The organism is Streptomyces sp. NPDC016845 (genome assembly GCF_044332585.1).
In the GTDB taxonomy this organism is placed as follows: domain Bacteria; phylum Actinomycetota; class Actinomycetes; order Streptomycetales; family Streptomycetaceae; genus Streptomyces.
In genome coordinates, this window is sequence record NZ_JBIRPI010000007.1 from 95,171 (window position 1) to 116,520 (window position 21,350).

15 protein-coding genes and 1 other RNA gene are annotated in these 21,350 nt (G+C 69.9%); 11 read left to right on the top strand and 5 right to left on the bottom strand.

Annotated elements, in window-relative coordinates; translation table 11 throughout:
- Positions 1–28: 28 nt before the first annotated feature.
- The 4 genes from ACH4RC_RS19955 to ACH4RC_RS19970 form a co-directional block, all read right to left on the bottom strand.
- Positions 29–910, bottom strand: coding sequence for a carbohydrate ABC transporter permease (locus tag ACH4RC_RS19955; protein WP_398202487.1), 882 nt, complete (start codon positions 908–910; stop codon positions 29–31).
- Complete coding sequence (locus tag ACH4RC_RS19960; protein ID WP_398202490.1) at positions 907–2,373, bottom strand: carbohydrate ABC transporter permease; 1,467 nt, start codon at positions 2,371–2,373, stop codon at positions 907–909. Before ACH4RC_RS19960 ends, ACH4RC_RS19955 begins: the two co-directional genes overlap by 4 nt.
- Before the next feature lie 7 nt (positions 2,374–2,380).
- Positions 2,381–3,748 (bottom strand): ABC transporter substrate-binding protein, encoded by a 1,368-nt coding sequence (locus ACH4RC_RS19965; RefSeq protein WP_398202491.1) that lies wholly within the window; start codon positions 3,746–3,748, stop codon positions 2,381–2,383.
- Positions 3,749–4,446: 698 nt separating this feature from the next.
- The gene (locus ACH4RC_RS19970) at positions 4,447–7,545 is read right to left on the bottom strand and encodes an FHA domain-containing protein (protein WP_398202494.1); all 3,099 of its coding nucleotides are present in this window, start codon (positions 7,543–7,545) and stop codon (positions 4,447–4,449) included.
- A 376-nt stretch (positions 7,546–7,921) separates the two neighbouring features.
- Here ACH4RC_RS19970 and ACH4RC_RS19975 point away from each other — a divergent pair, with 376 nt between their 5' ends.
- The 4 genes from ACH4RC_RS19975 to ACH4RC_RS19990 all read left to right on the top strand — a co-directional run bounded on the left by ACH4RC_RS19975 (position 7,922) and on the right by ACH4RC_RS19990 (position 13,495).
- Entirely contained in the window at positions 7,922–9,601 is a 1,680-nt protein-coding gene (locus ACH4RC_RS19975; protein ID WP_398202497.1) for a serine/threonine-protein kinase, read from the top strand.
- Positions 9,602–9,767: 166 nt separating this feature from the next.
- Entirely contained in the window at positions 9,768–11,042 is a 1,275-nt protein-coding gene (locus tag ACH4RC_RS19980; protein WP_398202500.1) for a protein kinase, read from the top strand.
- Between the two features lie 80 nt (positions 11,043–11,122).
- Positions 11,123–12,238, top strand: coding sequence for a peptide chain release factor 2 (prfB, locus tag ACH4RC_RS19985; protein ID WP_398202502.1), 1,116 nt, complete (start codon positions 11,123–11,125; stop codon positions 12,236–12,238).
- A gap of 336 nt (positions 12,239–12,574) precedes the next feature.
- Entirely contained in the window at positions 12,575–13,495 is a 921-nt protein-coding gene (locus ACH4RC_RS19990) for a hypothetical protein (RefSeq protein ID WP_398202504.1), read from the top strand.
- A gap of 97 nt (positions 13,496–13,592) precedes the next feature.
- Here ACH4RC_RS19990 and ACH4RC_RS19995 read toward each other — a convergent pair whose 3' ends face one another.
- Complete coding sequence (locus ACH4RC_RS19995; RefSeq protein WP_361070343.1) at positions 13,593–13,781, bottom strand: hypothetical protein; 189 nt, start codon at positions 13,779–13,781, stop codon at positions 13,593–13,595.
- Between the two features lie 363 nt (positions 13,782–14,144).
- Between ACH4RC_RS19995 and ftsE the strand changes: the two genes are divergently transcribed.
- From ftsE to ACH4RC_RS20030, 7 genes are all read left to right on the top strand, one after another.
- Positions 14,145–14,834 (top strand): cell division ATP-binding protein FtsE, encoded by a 690-nt coding sequence (ftsE, locus tag ACH4RC_RS20000; protein WP_324767349.1) that lies wholly within the window; start codon positions 14,145–14,147, stop codon positions 14,832–14,834.
- A 41-nt stretch (positions 14,835–14,875) separates the two neighbouring features.
- Positions 14,876–15,793 (top strand): permease-like cell division protein FtsX, encoded by a 918-nt coding sequence (ftsX, locus tag ACH4RC_RS20005; RefSeq protein WP_398202508.1) that lies wholly within the window; start codon positions 14,876–14,878, stop codon positions 15,791–15,793.
- A gap of 78 nt (positions 15,794–15,871) precedes the next feature.
- Positions 15,872–17,086, top strand: a complete 1,215-nt coding sequence (locus ACH4RC_RS20010; protein WP_398202510.1) for a S41 family peptidase — start codon at positions 15,872–15,874, stop codon at positions 17,084–17,086.
- Positions 17,087–17,117: 31 nt separating this feature from the next.
- Complete coding sequence (gene smpB, locus ACH4RC_RS20015; RefSeq protein WP_398202513.1) at positions 17,118–17,657, top strand: SsrA-binding protein SmpB; 540 nt, start codon at positions 17,118–17,120, stop codon at positions 17,655–17,657.
- Between the two features lie 109 nt (positions 17,658–17,766).
- Positions 17,767–18,155, top strand: a transfer-messenger RNA (tmRNA) gene (gene ssrA / locus ACH4RC_RS20020).
- A 358-nt stretch (positions 18,156–18,513) separates the two neighbouring features.
- Entirely contained in the window at positions 18,514–20,757 is a 2,244-nt protein-coding gene (locus ACH4RC_RS20025; RefSeq protein WP_398202516.1) for an alpha/beta hydrolase, read from the top strand.
- A gap of 29 nt (positions 20,758–20,786) precedes the next feature.
- The gene (locus tag ACH4RC_RS20030; protein WP_398202519.1) at positions 20,787–21,347 is read left to right on the top strand and encodes a hypothetical protein; all 561 of its coding nucleotides are present in this window, start codon (positions 20,787–20,789) and stop codon (positions 21,345–21,347) included.
- Positions 21,348–21,350: the final 3 nt, after the last annotated feature.

Here is a 21,350-nt window from a genome sequence, read left to right on the forward strand (position 1 = left end):
TCGTGGGCGGCACCCGGTTCCCGGTCGCCTACTTCACCGCGCCCGCCATGACCCCGGACACGAACTGCCGCTGGAACGCGAAGAACACGGCCAACGGGATGACCATCGAGATGAACGCCCCGGGGCCCAGCACGTCCACGTTGTTGCCGAACTGCCGTACCTGGGTCTGCAGCGCGACCGTGATCGGCTGGCTGTCGGTGTCGGTGAAGATCAGCGCCACCAGCATGTCGTTCCACACCCACAGGAACTGGAAGATGCCGAGCGAGGCGATCGCCGGACCGCCGAGCGGCATCACGACACGTACGAACAGGCGCAGCTCACCCGCGCCGTCCAGGCGCGCCGCCTCCAGGAGCTCCCGTGGGATCTCCGCGAAGAAGTTCCGCAGCAGGAACACCGCGAACGGCAGCCCGAACCCGACATGGAAGAGGATCACGCCGAACAGCGAGCCGAAGATCCCGATCTCGCCGAAGAGCTTCGCGATCGGTACGAGCGCCAGCTGCACCGGCACCACGAGCAGTCCGACCACGATGAGGAACCACCAGTCCCGGCCGGGGAACTCCATCCACGCGAACGCGTACCCGGCCAGCGAACCGATGACGATCACGAGCAGCGTCGCGGGCACCGTGATCAGCGCCGTGTTGACCAGGGACTTCGTGACGTCCGCGTTCTCGAGCAGGCTGCTGTAGCTGTCGAACGTCAGCTGCGAGGGCTTGCTGAACACCTCCCACCAGCCGCTCGCCGCCATGTCCTCGGGGCTGCGCAGCGACGACAGCAACAGCCCTATGGTCGGCACCAGCCAGAGCGCGCCGACCAGGATGAGGACGAACTGCAACACCCCGCTGCCGAGCTTGTCGACGACGCGGCCCGCGAACGAGCGCGGCTTGTGGACTGTCTCGTCGACGGTCGTCATCCTCGTGCCTCCCGCCGGAGCCGCCTCATGTTGAACCACATCACCGGGATCACGAGCATCAGGAGCAGCACCGCGATGGCGCTCGCCAGACCCTCGTTGCCCTCGCTGAACGCCGACCGGTACAGCTGGAGCGCCAGCACGTTGGCATCGTCCTGCGAGGAGCCCGGCGCGATGATGAAGATCAGGTCGAAGATCTTCAGCACGTTGATCATCAGTGTCACCAGGACCACCGCGAGCACCGGCGCGAGCAGCGGCACCGTGATGCGCCGGAACACCTGCCACTCCGTCGCCCCGTCGACCCGCGCCGCCTCCAGGAGCTCCCTCGGGATGCTGGCGAGTCCGGCGCCGATCAGGACCATCGCGAACCCGGCCCACATCCATACGTACGACACCATGATCGACGTCGTCACGATGTTCAGGTAGAGGTCGAATCCGCCCAGGTGGACCGTGAAGAACTTCTTGTCGCCGAGCCAGTCGACGCCGTTGTACGCCTCCGCGAAGTTCGACGGCGGCAGACGCAGCTTCGCGCCGTCCGCCTCGGCGGGAAGCGTGAACGTCCCGTCCGCCGCGGCCGTCGTCGACGCCACCACCTTGCCGCCCTTGACCGCCTCGATCTTCATGCCCGGATAGCCGAGCTCCGTCGAGTCGATGCCGTTCAGGCCGCCCGCGCCCTTGCCGAGCGTGAAGTCCTGCCAGACGGTGCCGGTGATCTCGGCCGGCGCGTTGCGCGGCTCCTTCGCCGGCTTCGCGTCCTTTGGCATCTGGTCGGCGGCCACACCGACCAGCGCCAGCTTCACGGGCTGTCCGGCCCTGACGGGCTCCTTGGTGAGGTACGGGCCGCCGCTCTTGCCCGCCAGCTCCCCGTTCGGCCGCGGATGCGCCTTCGGGAACGCCGACGAGTCGACGAACGTGTCATGGACGCCGACCCAGACCGCGTTCACCGCGCCCTTCTCCGGGTCCTGGTCGTACACGAGCCGGAAGATGATGCCCGCGGCCAGCATCGAGATCGCCATCGGCATGAAGACGACCAGCTTGAACGCGGTGCCCCAGCGGATCCGCTCCGTCAGCACGGCGAAGATCAGACCCAGCGCCGTGGCGACCGTCGGGGCGAGCACCACCCAGAAGATGTTGTTGTTGATCGCCGCCTTGGTGTCGGCGCGGGTGAACAGCGTCTCGTAGTTGTCGAAGCCGATGAACGAGCCGCCCGACGCGTTGAAGAAGCTCCGCACCACCGAGTACCCGATCGGGTACAGGACCAGTGCGCCTAGCAGGACGAGTGCGGGCAGCAGGAACAGGAACGCGACGGTCCGGCGGGTGCCGGTGACGCTCTTGAACCGGGAGGGGTTCTTGGGTGGTGCGCTCTTGTCGGGGGCGGGCCCGGACGACCGCCCCGCCAAGTCGGCCTCTGTCTGTGGCGACTTGGCGGTGTCGTCCGGGCCGCCGCCGTCGGCGGCCGAGGTCATCGCGGCGTCAGTCCTTGTACGCCTTGGCCGCTTCGGCCTCGAGCGTCGCCTGCGTCCCCGCGATGTCCTTCGGGTTCACCAGGAAGTCCTGCAGCGCCTTCCACTCGCCCTTGCCGGGCGTGCCGCCGAACGCCTGCGGCGTCTGGTCCGACATGTCGAAGCGGAAGTCGTCACCGGCGTCGATGACGGCCTTGGCGATCGTGCGCTGCACCATGTTCGGGTACGCCGTCAGCTCCACGTTCTTGTTGGGGGAGAGGTAACCGCCCAGCTTCGCCTGGATCGTCGCCGCCTCCGGCGAGGCCAGCCACGTCACCAGCGCCTGCGACGCCTTCGAGTCCTTCAGGAGCACCGCCGCGTCACCGCCGCTGACCACCGGCGCCTCCGCGCCCACCGCCGGGAACGGGAACACCTTCGCGTCCGTCCCTATCTTCGCCTTCGTCTGCTCGATGTTGACCTGTGCGAAGTCGCCCTCGTAGACCATGCCGGCCTTCGGCGCGTCACCGCCCGTGAACGTCTGCTCCACCGACTTCGTGAACTCCGTCTGCACCGCGCCCTTGTTGCCGTCCGCGATGAAGTCGCTCTTGCCCCACAGCTCCGCCAGCGTCGTCAGCGCCTGCTTCACCGACGGGTCCGTCCACTTGATCTCGTGCTTCGCCAGCTGGTCGTACTTCTCCGGGCCCGCCTGCGACAGATAGACGTTCTCGAACCAGTCCGTCAGCGGCCAGCCGTCGGCTCCGCCGATCGACATCGGGGGCACACCCGAGTCGTAGATCATCTGCGCCGTCGCCAGGAACTCCTTCCAGGTCTTGGGCTCCTTCGCCGCCGCGTTCTCGAAGACGGCGGTGTTGTACCAGACCAGGGACTTGTTGGCGGCCTTGTAGTAGGCGGCGTACTGCGCCCCGTTCACCTTGCCCAGGTCCTGCCAGCCCTTGCTGTAGTTCTTCTCGAGCTGAGCCTGGGCCTCCTTGCCCAGCGGCTTCGCCCACTTCTTGTCCACCGCCTGCTTGATCGCGCCCGGCTGCGGCAGCATCGCCACGTCCGGCGGGGCGCCGCCCGCCACCTTCGAGCCCAGGAAGTTGATGATCGGGTCCTGCGCCGGGACGAACGTGACCTTCGCGCCCGTGCGCTTCTCGAACTCCGCGAGCACCTGCTTGAAGTTCTTCTGCTCGTCGCCGGTCCACACCGCGGCGATCTCCAGCGACTCGCCGTCCAGCTTCGGCAGTTGGACCCCGGAGGCGGGGGACTTGCTCTCGCCCCCCTCGGCCTTGCCGTCCTTGTCGTCGTCCCCGCACGAGGTGAGTCCGAGGGCCAGTGAGCCCACGGCCACGGCCACGAGGGCTCGGCGGAATATGGGTGTACGAAGAGTGCTGCGCATCGCTGCCCCGTTCTCGTCCTGGACGCTTCACCTGAGCGGTGTCCCGTGCGCACTGGTCTACGCCCGACCAGGGAGGACCGGCAAGGGTGCCTGTGCGGTCAGGGGGGTGATCGTGACGGGGTCGTGATGCGTCAACGCCGTTACCCGGGGCAGAAGTTGGCCCCGGGAACCCGGCACCCGCCTGGGCTCCGCCGATCGGGTCGTTCGGCGGGTGGGTACAGGCGTACGGGTGAGGGTGCTGTGGGGCGCGGTCCGTCGTGTGGTGGAGCGGGGCGGGGTCGTGCCGGGGTGCTGTGGGGTGCCGTCGGTTGTGGGGTGGGGCGAGGCGTGCGGGGGTGCTGTGGGGCGCCGTCGGTTGTGGGGTGGGGCGAGGCGTGCGGGGGTGCTGTGGGGCGCCGTCGGTTGTGGGGTGGGGCGGGGGCGTGCCGGGGTGCCTCCTCGGCCGGATCGGTCTCATCCTCCGCTGTCCGCCATGGGCGGGCGCCCCTGAGCTGGATTGCCCCGGAGTCCTGCGGGGGCACCCCGGCACGCCCCCTCCGGTCGAATCGCGGCTGCAGCTCGGTGCCACTTACGGTCGTCGGGTATGCGCCGCCCCGCCAGGGGGCAACGTGGCTGGCGTCCCGGCGCCGGGTGTTGTTTCGAGCAGGGAGGGGCCCCGTTCTGGTGGGGCGGGGGCTCTCAGTGCCGGGGGGCCGGGGTCACAGCAAGGAGGGCACCTCTTGCGCGGAGACCGATCGAGCCGCCCGTTCCAGCGCGGAAGCGAGCAGCGCCAGGTCGGTCGGGCCGTTGCCCAGCTCCCGTACGGGGCGGCGGTCCGGCGGATCTCCCATGCGGGCCCACTCCAGGGCGACAACGGTCGGCCGCTGCGTAGCCGTGCGGGGGATGCGACCGGTGACCCGGCCCACTTGGACACCGGTGTCCCGCCCGTCCGCCCCGAGCAACAGACCCCGCCCGGGCGCCGGATCCTCCAGCCCGGATCCCACCGGTTCGAGAACGACCCGCGGCCGAGCCGCCCCCCAACCCGGCCCGCACCCGACCCCGAACCCGGCCACGAGATGCACCCCGAGCCGCTCCCCGTCCCGCGCGACAGCCTCCAACGCCCGTACGACCGACCCCGCGGCCGGCCGCCCCGGCGACCCGAGCGGCGGCGCCAGCAGCGCGTCCAGGTCGTCGACGACCACCACGAGCCGCGGCAACGGAGCCACAACCTCCGTCTTGTCCCGCGCCCCACCGGGCCGCAGCCGAATCGTCGAACTCGGCGCCGCCTCCAGATCCGCGGCCCCGCCGGAGGCGGCCGGCGCGACCCGCTGCGCCACCATCCGCCCGGCGACAGCCCGCTGCGTGTGCCACTCCGTGAAGTGCGTACGCCCTATGAGTTCGGCCCGCCGCTTCAGCTCCGTCGTCAGCGACTGCGCGAACTCCCGCATGCGGACAGGGTCGTTGGCGGCCAGGTGCGTGGTGACGTGCGGCAGGTCCGTGCAGACCCGGAGACCCTCGACCCGCTCAGCCCCCGTACCGCCGCCCTGCCCGTCGACCAGGACGATGCCGAGCCGGTCGGGCCGCTCGGCCGCCGCCAGCGACGCGGCCACCGAGCGCAGCAGCTCCGTACGGCCACTGCCCGCGGGCCCCTCGATCAGCAGATGCGGGCCGTCGGCCGCCAGGTCCACGGCGACGGGCCCGCGCGGCCCCGCCCCGAGCACCGCCCACACCCGGCCCCCGAGCGACCCCGCGTCATCGGCCGCCGCCGCCCAACGCGCCATCAACGACGCCGGGGTCGCCCGCGCGAGCCCCAACTCGTCGAGCAGCCGCGCCGACTGCGGCAACGGCGCGGAGACGCGCGCCTGCCGCGCCCCGGCCCCGCCGGACGCGTCCGTACGCAACGGCGCGAGCGCCCGCGCGAACCGCTCGGCCCACGGCAGTGACACCGCGTCGACCGCGGCGACCGTCCCGTGCCCGACGAGCTGCCCCCGCGCCGCCCGGTGCAGCCGCAGCGCCGTGGCCACGTCCCCGCTGAGCAGCGCCACGGCCCCGCACGCCCGGAACGCCGGACTCTGCGCGCACGCCGCCTCGTACGAGTCGTCCACAGGCGAGGCGGGCGAGGTCGCGGGCGCCTCCGCCAGGCACAGCACGTGGATCCCCGCCGGGGATCCTTCCGCGGCCAGGCGCGCTGCGGCCTCCCGCAGCGTCGCCGACCCCGGGTCGCCGTCGACGATCACGACCGTCGGGACCACGGCCGCCTCCTCCCCGGCCGCCGACTCCTCGCGCCCGGGGCGCAGGCCCGCCGCATGGTCCTCAAGGCGTCGCAGCAGCTCGCCCGTGCGCGCGGCCGCCTGCTCGCGGTCGTACGCGAGCAGCAGCCGGCAGTCCTGCCCGTGCGCCGGGCGCACGTGCGGCAGCCAGCCGAGCCAGGACCACTCCGCGACGCGGTCCGCCTCGCTCCTGGCCCGGTCCGTGGCGATCAGGACGATCTCCAGGCGGTCCGGCGCGTGCAGCGCGGCCAGCTGGGCGAGGACGCAGCGGGCCAGCCCCGCCAGGCGCGCCCGCGGACCGGCCAGGCCCAGCGCCCCCGCCTCGGCGAGCCCCACGGTCACCGGGACCGCGGGCAGCAGCCCGCCGCCGCCGGGGCCCGTCCGGTCGACGGTGCCGAGCCGCACCGCCAGCTCCTCCGGGTGCCCCGGCCCGCGCTCCCAGAGCCGTGGCCCGGGGCCGAGCGCGGTGAGCAGCAGAGCGGCGGCGTCCGGCCAGGTCTCGGTGGTCGAAAGGGCCGTAAGCGGCGGCGCCGGGTCCGGTCCGTCCTCGTACGGCTCGGGCGTGTGGGGTGTGCGCAGTGTGTACGGCTCGTGGATCTCGTGCTGCTGGTCCTGTTCCTGGCCGTCCCGTCCGCGCCGCAGCAGCCGTCCGAGACCGCTCCGGCGGCGCGGTGTGCGGGGCAGCGCCGTGCCGCGCGGTGGGGTGGCGAGCGGGGTCTGCTCCAGCCCTGGGGCGCCGCCCTGGCCGGGGACGACGGGCCGGGCGCCCGGTGTCTGGCTCTCGCCCGCGGCGCCCCAGGAGGCGTCCCCGTAGGCGTGCCGGGTCTCGTCGGGCGCGGCGGCAGCCCCGCGGTTGTCGGGCGTCGCGCCGGTTCCGGTGCCGCACGCGACCCGTACGTGGCCCTCCCCGTCCGGTGCCGTGGCCACCGCCGCCGGGCGGGCCGCGTCGCCCGCCGTCACGACCCGCAGCGCCGACTCGCCGAGGCGCAGGAGGGCGCCGGGGGCGAGGCGCACGGGGCGTTCGTCGAGGGGGCGGCCGTCGAGCGTCGTGCCGTTGGTCGAGTCCAGGTCGACGACCGTGATCCGGCCGTCCGCGGCCAGCGTCACCGCGCAGTGCAGCCGGGAGACGTCGGGGTCGTCGAGCGGTACGTCCGCGTCGGCGGAGCGGCCGACGCGGATTTGGCCGCCGTGGAGCAGGTGGACGCCGCCCGCGTCGGGGCCCGCCACCACGTGCAGCTGCGCCGCGCCGTCGGCCGGGTCGGGGCCCGGGTCGGTGGGGGCGCCGAGGGAGAGCACCGCGCCGTCGGTCAGCGGCGGCTCGCCGAGCAGGCAGCGCTGCGCGTCGAGCCGCTCGGCGCCCGCGTACAGGACGGACGACGGGGCGTCGCCGCCCGCGACGGCGGCGGCGAGGCCGGAGGCGACGGCGGCGAGCGTGGTGCCGCCCGGCGCGGTGACCAGCACGTCCACCGCGGCGCCCGCGGTCCCCTCGCGCGTGGCCGTGTCAGGGCGCGTGCCCAGGGGGTCTACGACGGTAAGGCGGATCTGCATCGCCGTCTGCGGTCCCTTCTGCGCGGGCGCCCGCGACGGGTCGGCCCGCGGTCCCCCCGACCGCGCCTCCCCCTCGCCACGGGCACATCAGCCAGTGCTGCAGGCATCCTCGCACCTGCCACTGACAACACGCCCGCCCCCCACCCGTAAGTGATCTTGAATGGTCGGCTCTGCCCGCAAAAGTGCCTGCTGTGGGCCGCCCCGGGCCCGCTTGAGATCACTCACGTCGGCCTCCGGCAACCAACAGCGGGGTACCTGCGTCTTCTCGTCGAACACGGGTTTGTTCTCACCGGGACCCCGGAAGCCGCCACTAGAGTGGGTCCGGCACCCGGGACCGGGGCAGATCACGCAAGTACCGATGCAGGGAGCGCATGACGTGCGGCCGGTAGGCAGCAAGTACCTGCTCGAGGAGCCGCTCGGACGCGGCGCCACGGGCACCGTCTGGCGGGCCCGCCAGCGCGAGACCGCGGGCGCCGAGGCGGCCGTCGCCGGGCAGCCCGGCGAGACCGTCGCCATCAAGGTCCTCAAGGAGGAGCTGGCCAACGACGCGGACGTGGTGATGCGCTTCCTGCGCGAGCGCTCCGTCCTGCTCCGCCTCACGCACCCGAACATCGTGCGCACCCGCGACCTGGTCGTCGAGGGCGAGATGCTCGCCTTGGTGATGGACCTGATCGACGGTCCGGACCTGCACCGCTACCTGCGGGAGAACGGCCCGTTCTCGCCGGTCGCCGCCGCGCTGCTCACCGCCCAGATCGCCGACGCGCTCGCCGCCAGCCACGCCGACGGCGTCGTGCACCGCGACCTGAAGCCCGCCAACGTCCTCCTCAAGCAGGACGACGGCGGCATGCACCCGATGCTCACCGACTTCGGCATCGCGCGCCTCGCCGACTCCCCGGGCCTCACCCGCACCCACGAGTTCGTCGGCACGCCCGCGTACGTGGCCCCGGAGTCCGCCGAGGGGCGCCCGCAGACCAGCGCCGTCGACATCTACGGCGCCGGCATCCTGCTGTACGAGCTGGTCACCGGGCGCCCGCCGTTCTCCGGCGGCTCCGCGCTCGAAGTCCTGCACCAGCACCTCAGCGCCGAACCGCGCCGCCCCTCGACCGTTCCCGACCCGCTCTGGACCGTCATCGAGCGCTGCCTGCGCAAGAACCCGGACGACCGGCCGAGCGCGGAGAACCTCGCGCGTGCGCTGCGTACCGTCGCCGAAGGCATCGGCGTGCACGCGAGCAGCGCGCAGATCGCCGCCGCCGAGGGCGTCGGCGCCCTGCTGACGCCCGACCCGGACCCGGCACAGGTCCCGGGCGCCGCCGACCCGACCCAGGTGCTGCCGAGCAACGCGGCGACGTACGACCCGAACGCCGCCACCAGCGTCATGCAGCAGCAGGGCGATCAGGCCAACCAGTATTCCGACGCGGATCCGACGTCCGTGCTGCCGGGCCGTGGCGCCGCCGATCCGACCGCCGTCATGCCGCCCGTCCCGCCGCACCGGCCGGGGCAGAGCCAGGACAGTGGAAACTCCGGCGATCCGGACGATCCGCACCCCTGGCAGAACCAGATGCGTGCGGCCCGTGACCGCAACGAGGCGACGCAGGTCCAGTACCTCGACCCGAACGAGGACCCCCTGCGCCGCCGCCCGCAGCGCCAGGTGGCCCGCCCCGAGCAGCAGCCCAGGCCGCAGCAGTACGCCCCGCAGCAGCCGCGCGGACGCCAGCAGCGCCCGCCGCAGCAGCAGCCCGAGCAGTACGCCCCGCAGCGGCAGCAGCAGCGCCCGCAGCCGCAGCAGTACGCGCCGCCGCCCCGGCAGGCACCGCCCGCGCGCGAGCCGCGTGAACCGCGCGAGCCGCGCCGCCGCAGCGCCAACCCGATGAAGATCCCCGGTCTCGGCTGCCTCAAGGGCTGCCTGTTCATGATCGTGATCCTCTTCGTGGTGTCCTGGCTGGTCTGGGAGTTCACCCCGCTCCAGGACTGGATCGGCACCGGCAAGGGGTACTGGGCGCAGCTCTCCGACTGGTTCTCCACGGTCACCGACTGGATCGGCAGTCTGAGCAACTAGTCGGCCGAGCCGGTAGTGACCGTGTTGCCGGCAGGCGTCGCTGACAGGTGTCGACAGGCGATGTTGGAGATTTGTCGACACCCAGCGGGTGATTTCGCCTCCTGATGCGCTGGTTGGCGTCCGGGCCGCGTAGCTTGGGCGCCAACACGCGTCTGTAGGAGCAGCCTTGGCACGGAAGATCGGCAGCCGGTACACCGCCCACCAGATCCTGGGGCGCGGCAGTGCGGGCACGGTGTGGCTGGGCGAGGGACCGGACGGTCCCGTCGCCATCAAAATGCTGCGCGAGGACCTCGCCTCCGACCAGGAGCTGGTCGGCCGCTTCGTCCAGGAGCGCACCGCCTTGCTGAGCCTCGACCACCCGCGCGTGGTCGGCGTCCACGACCTCGTCGTAGACGGCAACGACCTGGCGCTCGTCATGGACCTGGTCCGCGGCACCGACCTGCGCACCCGCCTGGACCGGGAGAAGCGCCTGGCGCCCGAGGCCGCCGTCGCCATCGCCGCGGACATCGCCGACGCGCTGGCAGCCGCCCACGCCGCCGGCATCGTCCACCGCGACGTGAAGCCGGAGAACGTACTCCTCGACATGGAGGGCCCGCTCGGCCCCGGCGGCGCGCACCCCGCCCTCCTCACCGACTTCGGCATCGCCAAGCTCATCGACACCCCGCGCCGCACCCGCGCCACGAAGATCATCGGCACCCCGGACTACCTCGCCCCCGAGATCATCGAGGGCCTCCCGCCGCGCGCCGCAGTCGACATCTACGCCCTCGCGACGGTCCTCTACGAGCTGCTCGCCGGGTTCACCCCGTTCGGCGGCGGCCACCCCGGCGCCATCCTGCGCCGCCACGTCACCGAGACGGTCGTCCCGCTCCCCGGCATCCCCGACGAGCTCTGGCAGCTCCTCATCCAGTGCCTGGCCAAAGCCCCGGCCTCCCGGCTGCGCGCCTCCGAGCTGGGCGCCCGCCTCCGCGAGCTCGCCCCGATGCTGGCGGGCATGGCCCCGCTCGACGTCCACGACCCCGACGAGGCCGACGAGCCCGGCGAGGGCGACGAGCCCGGCGCCGGCCCGGCCGCCGAGCAGCCACGCTCCGCCGCCCCGAAGTCCGCCGAGGCCGCCACGCCCCGCCGCGGCGCGGTCTCCCTCGTCCCCGGCGCCGCCTCCGCCGACTCCAACCGCGACACCCACACCTCCATGCGCGTCCCCGCCCCGGACGAGCTGGCGGGGGGCGCTCGCGGCACCGCCCGCGCGCCGCGCGCCACCGGCGCCCGCCGCCCCGGCTCGGCCCGCAACCGGCACCCCGCGCGGCGCCGCCGCATCACCCTGGGCGTCGTCGGCCTCGTCGTCGCCGCGGCCGTCGGCGGCGGCGTCTGGGCCGCGACCTCCTCGGGCTCGGACGAGACCCCGCCGACCGACAGCAACAACTCGGCCCCGGAGATCCCGTAGGACAAGCCCTGGGGCCGGGCCCGCCGGGCCCGCCGGGCCACCGGGAACAGATAACTTGCACCAGCCGTTAGGCTGGTCTTGTGGCAGTCGTCGATGTTTCCGAAGAGCTGAAGTCCCTCTCCTCGACCATGGAGTCGATCGAGGCCGTCCTGGACCTCGACAAGATGAGGGCAGATATCGCCGTGCTCGAGGAGCAGGCGGCCGCGCCGTCCCTGTGGGACGACCCGGAGGCGGCGCAGAAGATCACCAGCAAGCTGAGCCACCTCCAGGCGGAGGTCCGCAAGGCCGAGGCGCTGCGTGGTCGGATCGACGACCTCTCCGTCCTCTTCGAGATGGCCGAGGAGGAATCCGACCCGGAGGAGTCAGCAGCCACCCGCGCGGAGGCCGAGTCCGAGCTGACCTCGGTCAAGAAGGCGCTGGACGAGATGGAGGTCCGTACGCTCCTCTCCGGCGAGTACGACTCCCGCGAGGCCCTGGTCAACATCCGCGCGGAGGCCGGTGGCGTGGACGCGGCCGACTTCGCCGAGCAGCTCCAGCGCATGTACCTGCGGTGGGCCGAGCGCCACGGCTACAAGACCGAGATCTACGAGACGTCGTACGCGGAAGAGGCCGGCATCAAGTCGACCACCTTCGCCGTCCAGGCGCCGTACGCCTACGGCACGCTCTCCGTCGAGCAGGGCACGCACCGTCTGGTGCGCATCTCCCCGTTCGACAACCAGGGCCGTCGCCAGACGTCGTTCGCCGGTGTCGAGGTGCTCCCCGTCGTCGAGCAGACCGACCACGTCGAGATCGACGAGTCGGACCTGCGCGTCGACGTCTACCGCTCCTCGGGCCCCGGCGGCCAGGGCGTCAACACGACCGACTCCGCGGTCCGCCTGACCCACCTCCCCACCGGCATCGTGGTCTCCTGCCAGAACGAGCGCTCGCAGATCCAGAACAAGGCCACGGCCATGAACGTCCTCCAGGCCAAGCTCCTCGAGCGCCAGCGCCAGGAGGAGCGGGCCAAGATGGACGCCCTCAAGGACGGCGGCAGCTCCTGGGGCAACCAGATGCGGTCCTACGTCCTTCACCCGTACCAGATGGTCAAGGACCTGCGCACCGAGTGCGAGGTCGGCAACCCGCAGGCCGTGCTCGACGGCGAGATCGACGGCTTCATCGAGGCCGGAATTCGCTGGCGCAAGCAGCAGGAGAAGTAAGCGCCCGGTCCTGCCGAGATTTGTCGACAAGGCAACTGCCGTTCTTTGAGCGGCAGTTGTTTTTGTTTTTCGGCCCTCTCCGCAACTGTGAAGGTCTTTCGGCGTTTTACGTCACAGTCACATGACCGTACGGCGGTCAACTCCCCTTATATCGGGTCATCGCGTACGCAACGACCTTGACGCTGATCCGAAAACTGGGAAGGCTGGCGCGCGGCATGCGTATCAGTGGGACGCGTGTGAACGGGGGCGGGTCGAAGCTGATGCCTGCTGCACCCCGGTTGAACGTGGTCCCGGGCGCTGCTCCATTGACGATTGGCTACTGGGGGTAGCAGACATATGACCAAGAAGACGCGGATCCGCGTAGCGCGCATAGCCGCAGGTGCGGTGATCGCCGCCGGCGCGTCGCTGACCGCCGCGGGTGCCGCCTCCGCCCTTGAGATCAACGTTCCGGGCCTGGCGCACGTCGACACGAACGACGGGCTGAACGTCGGCATCGTCGGCGGGAGCACCGAGGGCACCACCGAGGGCGGCAGCCAGGGCACCACCGAGGGTGCCTCCGAAGGCACCTCGACCGGCGTGTCCCAGGGCACCAGCGAGGGCACCTCCGAGGGCACGTCGACCGGTACGTCCACGGGCACCTCCGAGGGCACGTCGACCGGCACCTCGACCGGTACGTCCACGGGCACCTCCGAGGGCACCTCCGAGGGCACGTCGACCGGCACCTCGACCGGTACGTCCACGGGCACCTCCGAGGGCACCTCCGAGGGCACGTCGACCGGCACCTCGACGGGCACGTCGACCGGTACCTCCACGGGTACCTCGGCCGGTTCGTCCGAGGGCACCTCAAGCGGCAACGAGAGCGGTGGCAACCACGGCTCCGGCGGCAACAACGGCACGGGTGGCAACAACGGCACCGGTGGCAACAACGGCACGGGTGGCAACAACGGCACCGGTGGCGGCAACGGCACCGACGGCGGCTCCAGCACTGGCGGCTCGTCCACCGGCGGTGTCGACAACACCAACCCCGACGGCAACAACACCCCCGTCGAGCAGGGCCAGGGCAAGGACAGCCTGCAGGACACCGGTTCGACCCCTGCGGAGCAGACCGGTGCCCAGGGCAAGAACAACGGCGAGCTGGCCGAGACCGGTGCCGACGGCACCACGGTCCTGCTCATCGGTGCCGCGACGATGATCGCGGGCGGCGTGGGCTTCCGGTTCCTGCCGCGCCTCGGCAGCAACCGCGGCGCCGCCGCATAACACCTGAGTGACGCAGCGCACACCCAGTGCGACGTAGAAGGGCCCGGAGCCACAGCTCCGGGCCCTTCTACATGCTCAGAAAGCTATGGCCGAGGGCCTAGACGGTCTGATGGGCGAGCAGTGCCATCGCCGCGATCAGAACGGCGACGAGCGCGATCAGCGCCATCGGGTTGAGCCCGGCGAACGGACTCTGCTGAAGGCGCTCGCGGTTGGCCCGGCACACCGGGCAACGGCCCTCGCTCACGGGCGCCGCGCAGTTCGCGCACACCAAGCGGTCATAGGTCATGCGCCTGTCCTCCTCCCGCGCGGCGGAGCCGGCTGCGGCGTCTGCCAGGTTCCCACTGGTTCTCTCCGCTCAACGCTCCGGGAAACGCAACCGTTCCCCCTCCACTGTGCCAGCTTCCCGCGGATTCGGCGCGGCCCCCTCCGATGACCCTGGTGAAGGCGGTGCGGTGGCCGCCCTGGCCAGGCCCGGGACGGACAAAAACGGCACTGTCCGTGACCGCGCACCGGGACAAAACGCACAACCAGGGACGGCGCCTGCGCTGCGTGTGCCGGTTCGCGTATGGTCACGCTCACCGAGGGGGTGTCACGGGAGGCCCGCACCGCACCCCCGCCCCCGACGCAACCCGACGCTCCGAGGCGCTCCGTGATCCGATTCGACAACGTCTCCAAGGTCTATCCGAAGCAGACCCGGCCCGCCCTCAGGGATGTCTCCCTCGAGGTCGAGCGCGGGGAGTTCGTCTTCCTGGTCGGCTCGTCCGGCTCCGGCAAGTCGACGTTCCTGCGGCTCATCCTGCGCGAGGAGCGGTGCAGCCACGGCCAGGTGCACGTGCTCGGCAAGGACTTGGCCCGCGTCTCCAACTGGAAGGTCCCGCAGATCCGCCGCCAGCTCGGCACGGTCTTCCAGGACTTCCGGCTGCTGCCCAACAAGACCGTCGGGGAGAACGTGGCGTTCGCCCAGGAGGTCATCGGCAAGGGCCGGGGTGAGATCCGCAAGGCCGTGCCGCAGGTCCTCGACCTCGTCGGCCTCGGCGGCAAGGAGGAGCGGATGCCGGGCGAGTTGTCCGGTGGTGAGCAGCAACGCGTCGCCATCGCGCGGGCGTTCGTCAACCGGCCCAAGCTGCTGATCGCGGACGAGCCCACCGGCAACCTGGACCCGCAGACGTCGGTCGGCATCATGAAGCTGCTCGACCGGATCAACCGCACGGGCACCACCGTCGTGATGGCCACCCACGACCAGAACATCGTGGACCAGATGCGCAAGCGCGTCATCGAGCTGGAGAAGGGCCGCCTCGTCCGCGACCAGGCGCGCGGCGTCTACGGCTACCAGCACTAAGAAGTACCGAGAGAGAAGCTGCGAAAGGCTCAGTAAGCGCTATGCGTGCCCAGTTCGTTCTGTCGGAGATCGGTGTCGGTCTCCGCCGCAATCTCACGATGACCTTCGCCGTCATCATCTCGGTGGCCCTCTCGCTCGCCCTGTTCGGCGGCTCGCTGCTCATGAGCGACCAGGTCAACCAGATGAAGGGTTTCTGGTACGACAAGGTCAACGTCTCGATCTTCCTGTGCAACAAGGGAGACGCCGAGTCCGACCCGAACTGCGCCAAGGGCCCGGTCACCGCCGAGCAGAAGAAGCAGATCCAGGACGACCTCGGCAAGATGGGCGTCGTCCAGAAGGTGACGTACGAATCCCAGGACCAGGCGTACAAGCACTACAAGGAGCAGTTCGGCGACTCCCCGCTGGCCAGTTCGCTCACCCCGGACCAGCTGCAGGAGTCGTACCGGATCAAGCTGAAGGACCCGGAGAAGTACGAGGTCATCGCGACCGCGTTCAACGGCCGGGCCGGTGTGCAGTCCGTGCAGGACCAGAAGGGCGTGCTCGACAACCTCTTCCGGCTGCTCGGCTACCTCAACTACGCGGCCGGGGCCGTCATGCTCGTGATGCTCGTCGTCGCGCTGCTGCTGATCGTGAACACCGTGCGGGTGTCCGCGTTCTCCCGGCGCCGCGAGACCGGCATCATGCGCCTGGTCGGCGCGTCCGGCTTCTACATCCAGGCGCCTTTCATCATGGAGGCGGCGGTCGCCGGGCTCATCGGCGGCGGCATCGCCTGCGTCTTCCTGGCGGCCGGCCAGTACTTCGTGATCGACAACGGCGTGGCGCTCTCCGACAAGCTCCAGCTCATCAACTTCATCGGCTGGGACGCGGTGCTCACCAAGCTGCCGCTCATCCTCGCCGTGAGCGTGCTGATGCCCGCGCTGGCCGCGTTCGTCGCGTTGCGCAAGTACCTGAAGGTGTGACGAGAGTCCCCCGTGCCACGGGGCGCCGGGCGGGCCAACCTCCCGTACGGCGCCCCACGTTGTCCTAGACTCACCGACATGTCAGGCCGCCGGGATCTGTTCCACGCGCTCTCCGCGCACCCTGGGCCCCGCCGTATCGGCCGCGGGGCCGCCCTGACGTTCGTCTTCGCGAGCGTGCTCGCGGCGGGCGCCGCGACCGGCTCCTGGCCCGACGACACACAGGATTCCGCCACGGAACCGGGCCGTTCGGTCGCCGCCGCGCCCCAGCGGCACCTCGCCGGCCACGCGACCGGCCCGACGGCTTCGACCGACCCCACCGAGGCGGCCGCCGAGGCCGTCGAGGACGGCAAGTCACCGACGCTCGCCGCCGAGGAGGCCGTCAGCCGCAGCGGTGACCGCTGGGGCGCGGTCTACTCGCAGGGCGAGTTCGAGGAGTTCGAGCAGGCCCTGGACGGCGAGTACACCGGCGTCGGCCTGCGGGCCCGCCGCGCCGCCGACGGTGACGTCCAGATCACCAAGGTCCGCTCCGGCTCGCCCGCGCAGCTCGCCGGCGTCCGCGAGGGCGACCGCATCTCCTCCGTCGACGGCAAGCCCGTCACAGGGCGCCCCGTCACCGAGGTCCTCCGGCTGCTGCGCGGCGAGCACGCGGGCACGCCCGTACGCGTAGGGCTGCGGCGCGGCACGCGCGCGTGGAGCGAGACGCTGCACCGCGCCAACCTCACCACCGACAACGTCACGACGACCCGCCTCCCCTCCGGCGCCGAGCTGATCAAGGTCAGCGCCTTCACCAAGGGCACCGGCGCGCAGGTGCGCCGGGCGGTGCGCGAGGCACCCGCGCGCGCGGGCATCGTCCTGGACCTCCAGGGCAACTCCGGCGGCCTGGTCACCGAGGCGGTCAGCGCGGCCTCCGCGTTCCTGGACGGCGGGCTCGTGGCCACGTACGACGTACGGGGTGAGCAGCGCGCCCTGCACGCCGAGCGCGGCGGGGACACCGGCAGACCGGTGGTCGTGCTGGTCGACAGCGGGACGATGAGCGCGGCCGAGCTGCTCACCGGCGCCCTCCAGGACCGCGGCCGCGCGGTCGTCGTGGGCACCAGGACCTTCGGCAAGGGCTCCGTGCAGATGCCGACCAAGCTGCCCGGCGGATCCGTCGCGGAGCTGACCGTCGGCCACTACCGCACCCCGGGCGGCCGGGGCGTCGACGGCCACGGCATCACCCCCGACCTGGAGGCCGAGAACGGCGCCCGGCAGCGGGCCGAGACAGTATTGAGTGGCCTCGGCACCCCCTCGTAGTGCGAAAATGGCCAGCACTATGGCCAAGTCAATGTTCGTACCGAAGGAGTCCCAGCCCAAGCAGGGCAAGGGGGACGCGTCCGGCAAGAAGGACGGCAAGCGCAAGATCGTCGCGCAGAACAAGAAGGCGCGCCACGACTACGCCATCATCGACACCTACGAGGCCGGTCTCGTGCTGACCGGCACGGAGGTCAAGTCGCTGCGCCAGGGACGGGCCTCCCTGGTCGACGGCTTCGTGCAGATCGACGGCGGCGAGGCGTGGCTGCACAACGCCCATATCCCCGAGTACAGCCAGGGCACGTGGACCAACCACACCGTGCGCCGCAAGCGCAAGCTGCTCCTGCACCGCGAGGAGATCGACAAGCTGGAGTCGAAGTCGCAGGAGACCGGCCACACGATCGTGCCGCTGGTGCTCTACTTCAAGGACGGCCGCGCCAAGGCCGAGATCGCGCTCGCCCGCGGCAAGCGCGAGTACGACAAACGCCAGACGCTGCGTGAGCAGCAGGACCGGCGGGAATCGGACCGTGCCATCGCGGCGGCGAAGCGGCGACAGCGGGCGCAGCAGGGCTGAGGCGGCGCCGGGGAATAAGCTGGCACGTCCGACCGTTGGTCACGTACGATGGGACTGCTCCTCACAGCAGGGGCACCGGACCGCGAGGTCCACTTTGAAAAAACAACATGGGGATGATCGGTTTCGACAGCGGCTGTCGAAGCAGGGGAAGCGAGCCGAGGAAGCGGCAATGATCTCGTAAACCATATGTCGCAACCAATAATCGCCAATTCCAAGAGCGATTCCCAGTCCTTCGCCCTCGCTGCCTAATAAGCAGTGACTGAAGGACCCTAAATGGGTGTCAGCCCGGGGATGTTCCCGACCCGGATCCTGGCATAATCTAGGGGACTAAACCATCGAGCCCGGTCACGGGGTTCGATGGGAAATCAAACAGTGACTGGGCCCGTCGGAGACTTGTTCGCGTGATCTCCGGGGCCGAGAAAATCGCAGCGAACTGCGCTCGGAGAAGCCCTGCTGCTGCACCGTTGGACGCGGGTTCGATTCCCGCCATCTCCACCACCCCATGTGGCCCCTGGCTGTCGATATGATCGACGGCCAGGGGCTTTTGTTTTGGCACCCGAGGGCTGCTGCTCAGCTGCGCGCCTGCCTGCGTGCAGCTTTACGGCCCATTCAGGTGACCCGGCAGTCGACTGACACGCCTTGTCCGACCGCAGTGCGACGGGCACCCCAGATTCCGGGCGAGCTTGCCGGGAGTCGGCGCGTTCGCTGCCGAGTGGCGGAAATAGGTACGGATACTCAGGTCCGATCTGAGCATCGGCACGGAGGTGGCGCATGGGACGCGCGCACTAGCATGTGAGCCGGGGTCGTCGCCGCATACGTACCCCAGCAAAGCCAGGGGGAAGGGGGAGGGACGCGCATGGCATGGGCTGAGTGGGAACAACTCAAGGCACAAGCCGTTGAACGGCAGAACAACCATACGCAGATCAACAGCCTGCACGGCAAAACGTCGTCATCCGAAGCATCGGGCGGTGGCGTCAGCACACTTCGTCATGAGCGCGGCCCCTGGACGCAGGCAGCAGGCACGGCGGACGATCTGCAAGCCAGCACGAGCACGGCAAGGGTTGATCTGCGCAGCGCGCACGAGGGTGTGGGCGGCGGTCTGGCCGGGTTGACCAGCCTTGGGGCGCTCAAGACGGTGCTCACGTCCTGGAACGAGCGACTCGGACGGGTGCGGGAAGAGTGCAGCGCTCTCGAGCCCGAGTTGCGGCAGGTTGCTGTGGACCTCGGAGAGATCGACGCCGAAGTAGGGGGTAAGGCGAAGGCGGTCACGGTGCCGGGCACTAGGAGGGGTGAGTGGACCATGGCCGGGTCCTCTGCGCTGACATGGCAGCAGCTGCGCGACCTTAAACTGTCTGAATTGACCGAAGCTGCCGACGGGTGGGGCGCTCTTTCCAAATTCGCCGATCATTCTCGTGAATGTGTCGATGGCGATATGAGCAACAAGCTCACCAAGACCCAGGACAGCGAGTCCGCCCGCTCGGCGGTCAAAAGATTGAAGCGGCTGAGCGAAAATTATCACTATGTCCAGACAGAAGCGGGACTGATTCGAGGTGTCCTCGACGGTCTGGCGAGTGAGGCCAACTCGCCGCAACGTCGATTGCGCGACGCCCTCGATGATGCCGCCACACTCGGGTACACCGTCAATGAGGACGGCAGCATCGACTATCCGGCTGGTGGCCAGAACTCGATGACCGGAGACATGGTGCCAGGTGGTTCCGTCATGGGGAACAACGGTCTCGTCGGAGTCGGTAATCCTGGACTTCATCGTGATGGAGAGGGAAAGTACGACCCGGCCGCAGGGGCGGATGCTCCGGCTCTCGCAAGTCCGAACCCGCACCGGGCCAAAGCGCAGGACGTCGCGGACCGCATCGCTCACGCGGTGCGTGAAGCCAGCGAAATCGATGAACGCTACAGCTCGGCCCTGAATAAACTGAAGGCTGCTTCCGGTCTTGCTGTGGATAAGAAGAAATGGGCAAATGTGGCGGGTGATGTCGATGCAGTTGGGAATGCGGCCCGACAGTATCTTGCTGCAGATGTGCTCGACAAAACACCCGCCGAGCGTAAGCAGTGGTGGGATCATCTGTCCAAGGAAGAGCAACAGGAATACATTACGTCCTTCCCAGATGTGCTCGGCGGCCTCGACGGAATTCCGGCTGTAGCGCGCGATCAAGCGAACCGAGAAAACCTGCCTTTGATCATCGCCAGCCTCGAAGGAAAGACGGCGGACGGCGCACAAGAGAAACTTGCGGGTCTCCGAGGGATTCAAGACAAATTGTCGCAGAATTCGCATCCGCCGATGTATCTGCTAGGGGTCGGGCTCGAAGGGAAGGGGCGAGCGATCGTCAGTTACGGCAACCCTGACACATCCAAGAACGTCTCGTCATATGTGCCGGGCCTAGGGACGGCCCTGGATGGGGAGTTTGCTGACGACACCGTTCGCAGGGCCTACCAAACGGCAAAGGGAGCTCAGAAATATGATCCGTCCAGCGCTTCCATCGTATGGCTCGGGTACGACGCCCCAGGTTTCAAGGATGTGATGTCTACAACCAATGCGAGCAAGGGTGCTTCTGACTACAACTCGTTCATGGATGGCATTCAAGCAACCAGCGAGCACAAGAATGCGCACATCACTGCCATTGGTCACTCCTATGGCTCTCTCGCCGTAGGTACTGCCGCTCGGCAGGACGGTGGCATTCCAGGAGCCGACGACATTGTCCTGCTCGGCAGTCCGGGCACTGGGGCTGACAAGGCTTCGGAACTCAACGTCGGCAAGGGGCACGTGTTCGTGGGCTCCGCAGACAACGACCCGGTCACGAAGCTGCCGGCGAAGCAGGACCTGTTCGGAGTGGTCAGTCCTGTGGTCGCAGCGGGCAGATGGGGCAACGATGACATCTGGTTCGGGACGGACCCGGCCAGCGCAGAGTTCGGGGCGACGCGGATGGAAAGCGGCGACGGCCCGCTTCCGCTCCTGTCCGGACTTGGGGCGACTCCTGCGCATTCCGGATACTTCGACCCCGAGCGCAATCCCTCTGCCGCCGACAACATCGCTAGGATCGTCGCCGGACACTCAGACTCGATCACTACAGAGGCCCCACGGTGAAGTGCTTCCTTGTTCGCATCGTCGCTCCTGTGCTCGCTGTAGCTTTTGTTGGGGGCTGTGGAGGAAGCGGCGGCTCGGACACCCCGGAGAGGAGTTCGGACGTGAATATGAAGGAAGCTGCGGATGAAGCAGACCGCCTGATCGGCGAGACGCTTTCCTCCGTGAACCCTCCCCTGGAATGGACGCACGACGAATCCGACAGTGGTGCGTGCCCGGATGCTCAGGGGCTCGGCGACGTCACGCGCCGAGCCGTGGTCATGACGCAGGTGTCCGATGGCCGGCGCGGTGCTCTTCTCGGTGTCATCGAGCGGGCATGGAAGAAGTCCGGCTACAAGATCACCAAGGTCAACTCGGACAAGGAGTTCCCCGCCGTCTACGCGGACGCGAACGACGGCGTTCTGAAGATGAACTTGAGCGTCGGATACAAGGGGCAGTTCTTCCTGGAGGTTCAGACGGCCTGCGTGGACAAGTCCGCGGTGGCACAGCCCACCACACCCGCGAAGGGCGTCGACTACCGCGGGAAGAAGGTCCCCGCCCCCAACGTGCACTCAGACTTCTGGTCGTCACCGGAGCCGATTGCGACACATTGACAC

What these genes read in the sequence shown, in the direction of transcription:
- ACH4RC_RS19955 (WP_398202487.1), bottom strand. Translation starts at nt 910, where the DNA reads ATGACGACCGTCGACGAGACAGTCCACAAGCCGCGCTCGTTCGCGGGC.
- ACH4RC_RS19960 (WP_398202490.1), bottom strand. Translation starts at nt 2,373, where the DNA reads ATGACCTCGGCCGCCGACGGCGGCGGCCCGGACGACACCGCCAAGTCG.
- ACH4RC_RS19965 (WP_398202491.1), bottom strand. Translation starts at nt 3,748, where the DNA reads ATGCGCAGCACTCTTCGTACACCCATATTCCGCCGAGCCCTCGTGGCC.
- ACH4RC_RS19970 (WP_398202494.1), bottom strand. Translation starts at nt 7,545, where the DNA reads ATGCAGATCCGCCTTACCGTCGTAGACCCCCTGGGCACGCGCCCTGAC.
- ACH4RC_RS19990 (WP_398202504.1), top strand. Translation starts at nt 12,575, where the DNA reads ATGACCAAGAAGACGCGGATCCGCGTAGCGCGCATAGCCGCAGGTGCG.
- ACH4RC_RS19995 (WP_361070343.1), bottom strand. Translation starts at nt 13,781, where the DNA reads ATGACCTATGACCGCTTGGTGTGCGCGAACTGCGCGGCGCCCGTGAGC.
- ftsX (WP_398202508.1), top strand. Translation starts at nt 14,876, where the DNA reads ATGCGTGCCCAGTTCGTTCTGTCGGAGATCGGTGTCGGTCTCCGCCGC.
- ACH4RC_RS20010 (WP_398202510.1), top strand. Translation starts at nt 15,872, where the DNA reads ATGTCAGGCCGCCGGGATCTGTTCCACGCGCTCTCCGCGCACCCTGGG.
- smpB (WP_398202513.1), top strand. Translation starts at nt 17,118, where the DNA reads ATGTTCGTACCGAAGGAGTCCCAGCCCAAGCAGGGCAAGGGGGACGCG.
- ACH4RC_RS20025 (WP_398202516.1), top strand. Translation starts at nt 18,514, where the DNA reads ATGGCATGGGCTGAGTGGGAACAACTCAAGGCACAAGCCGTTGAACGG.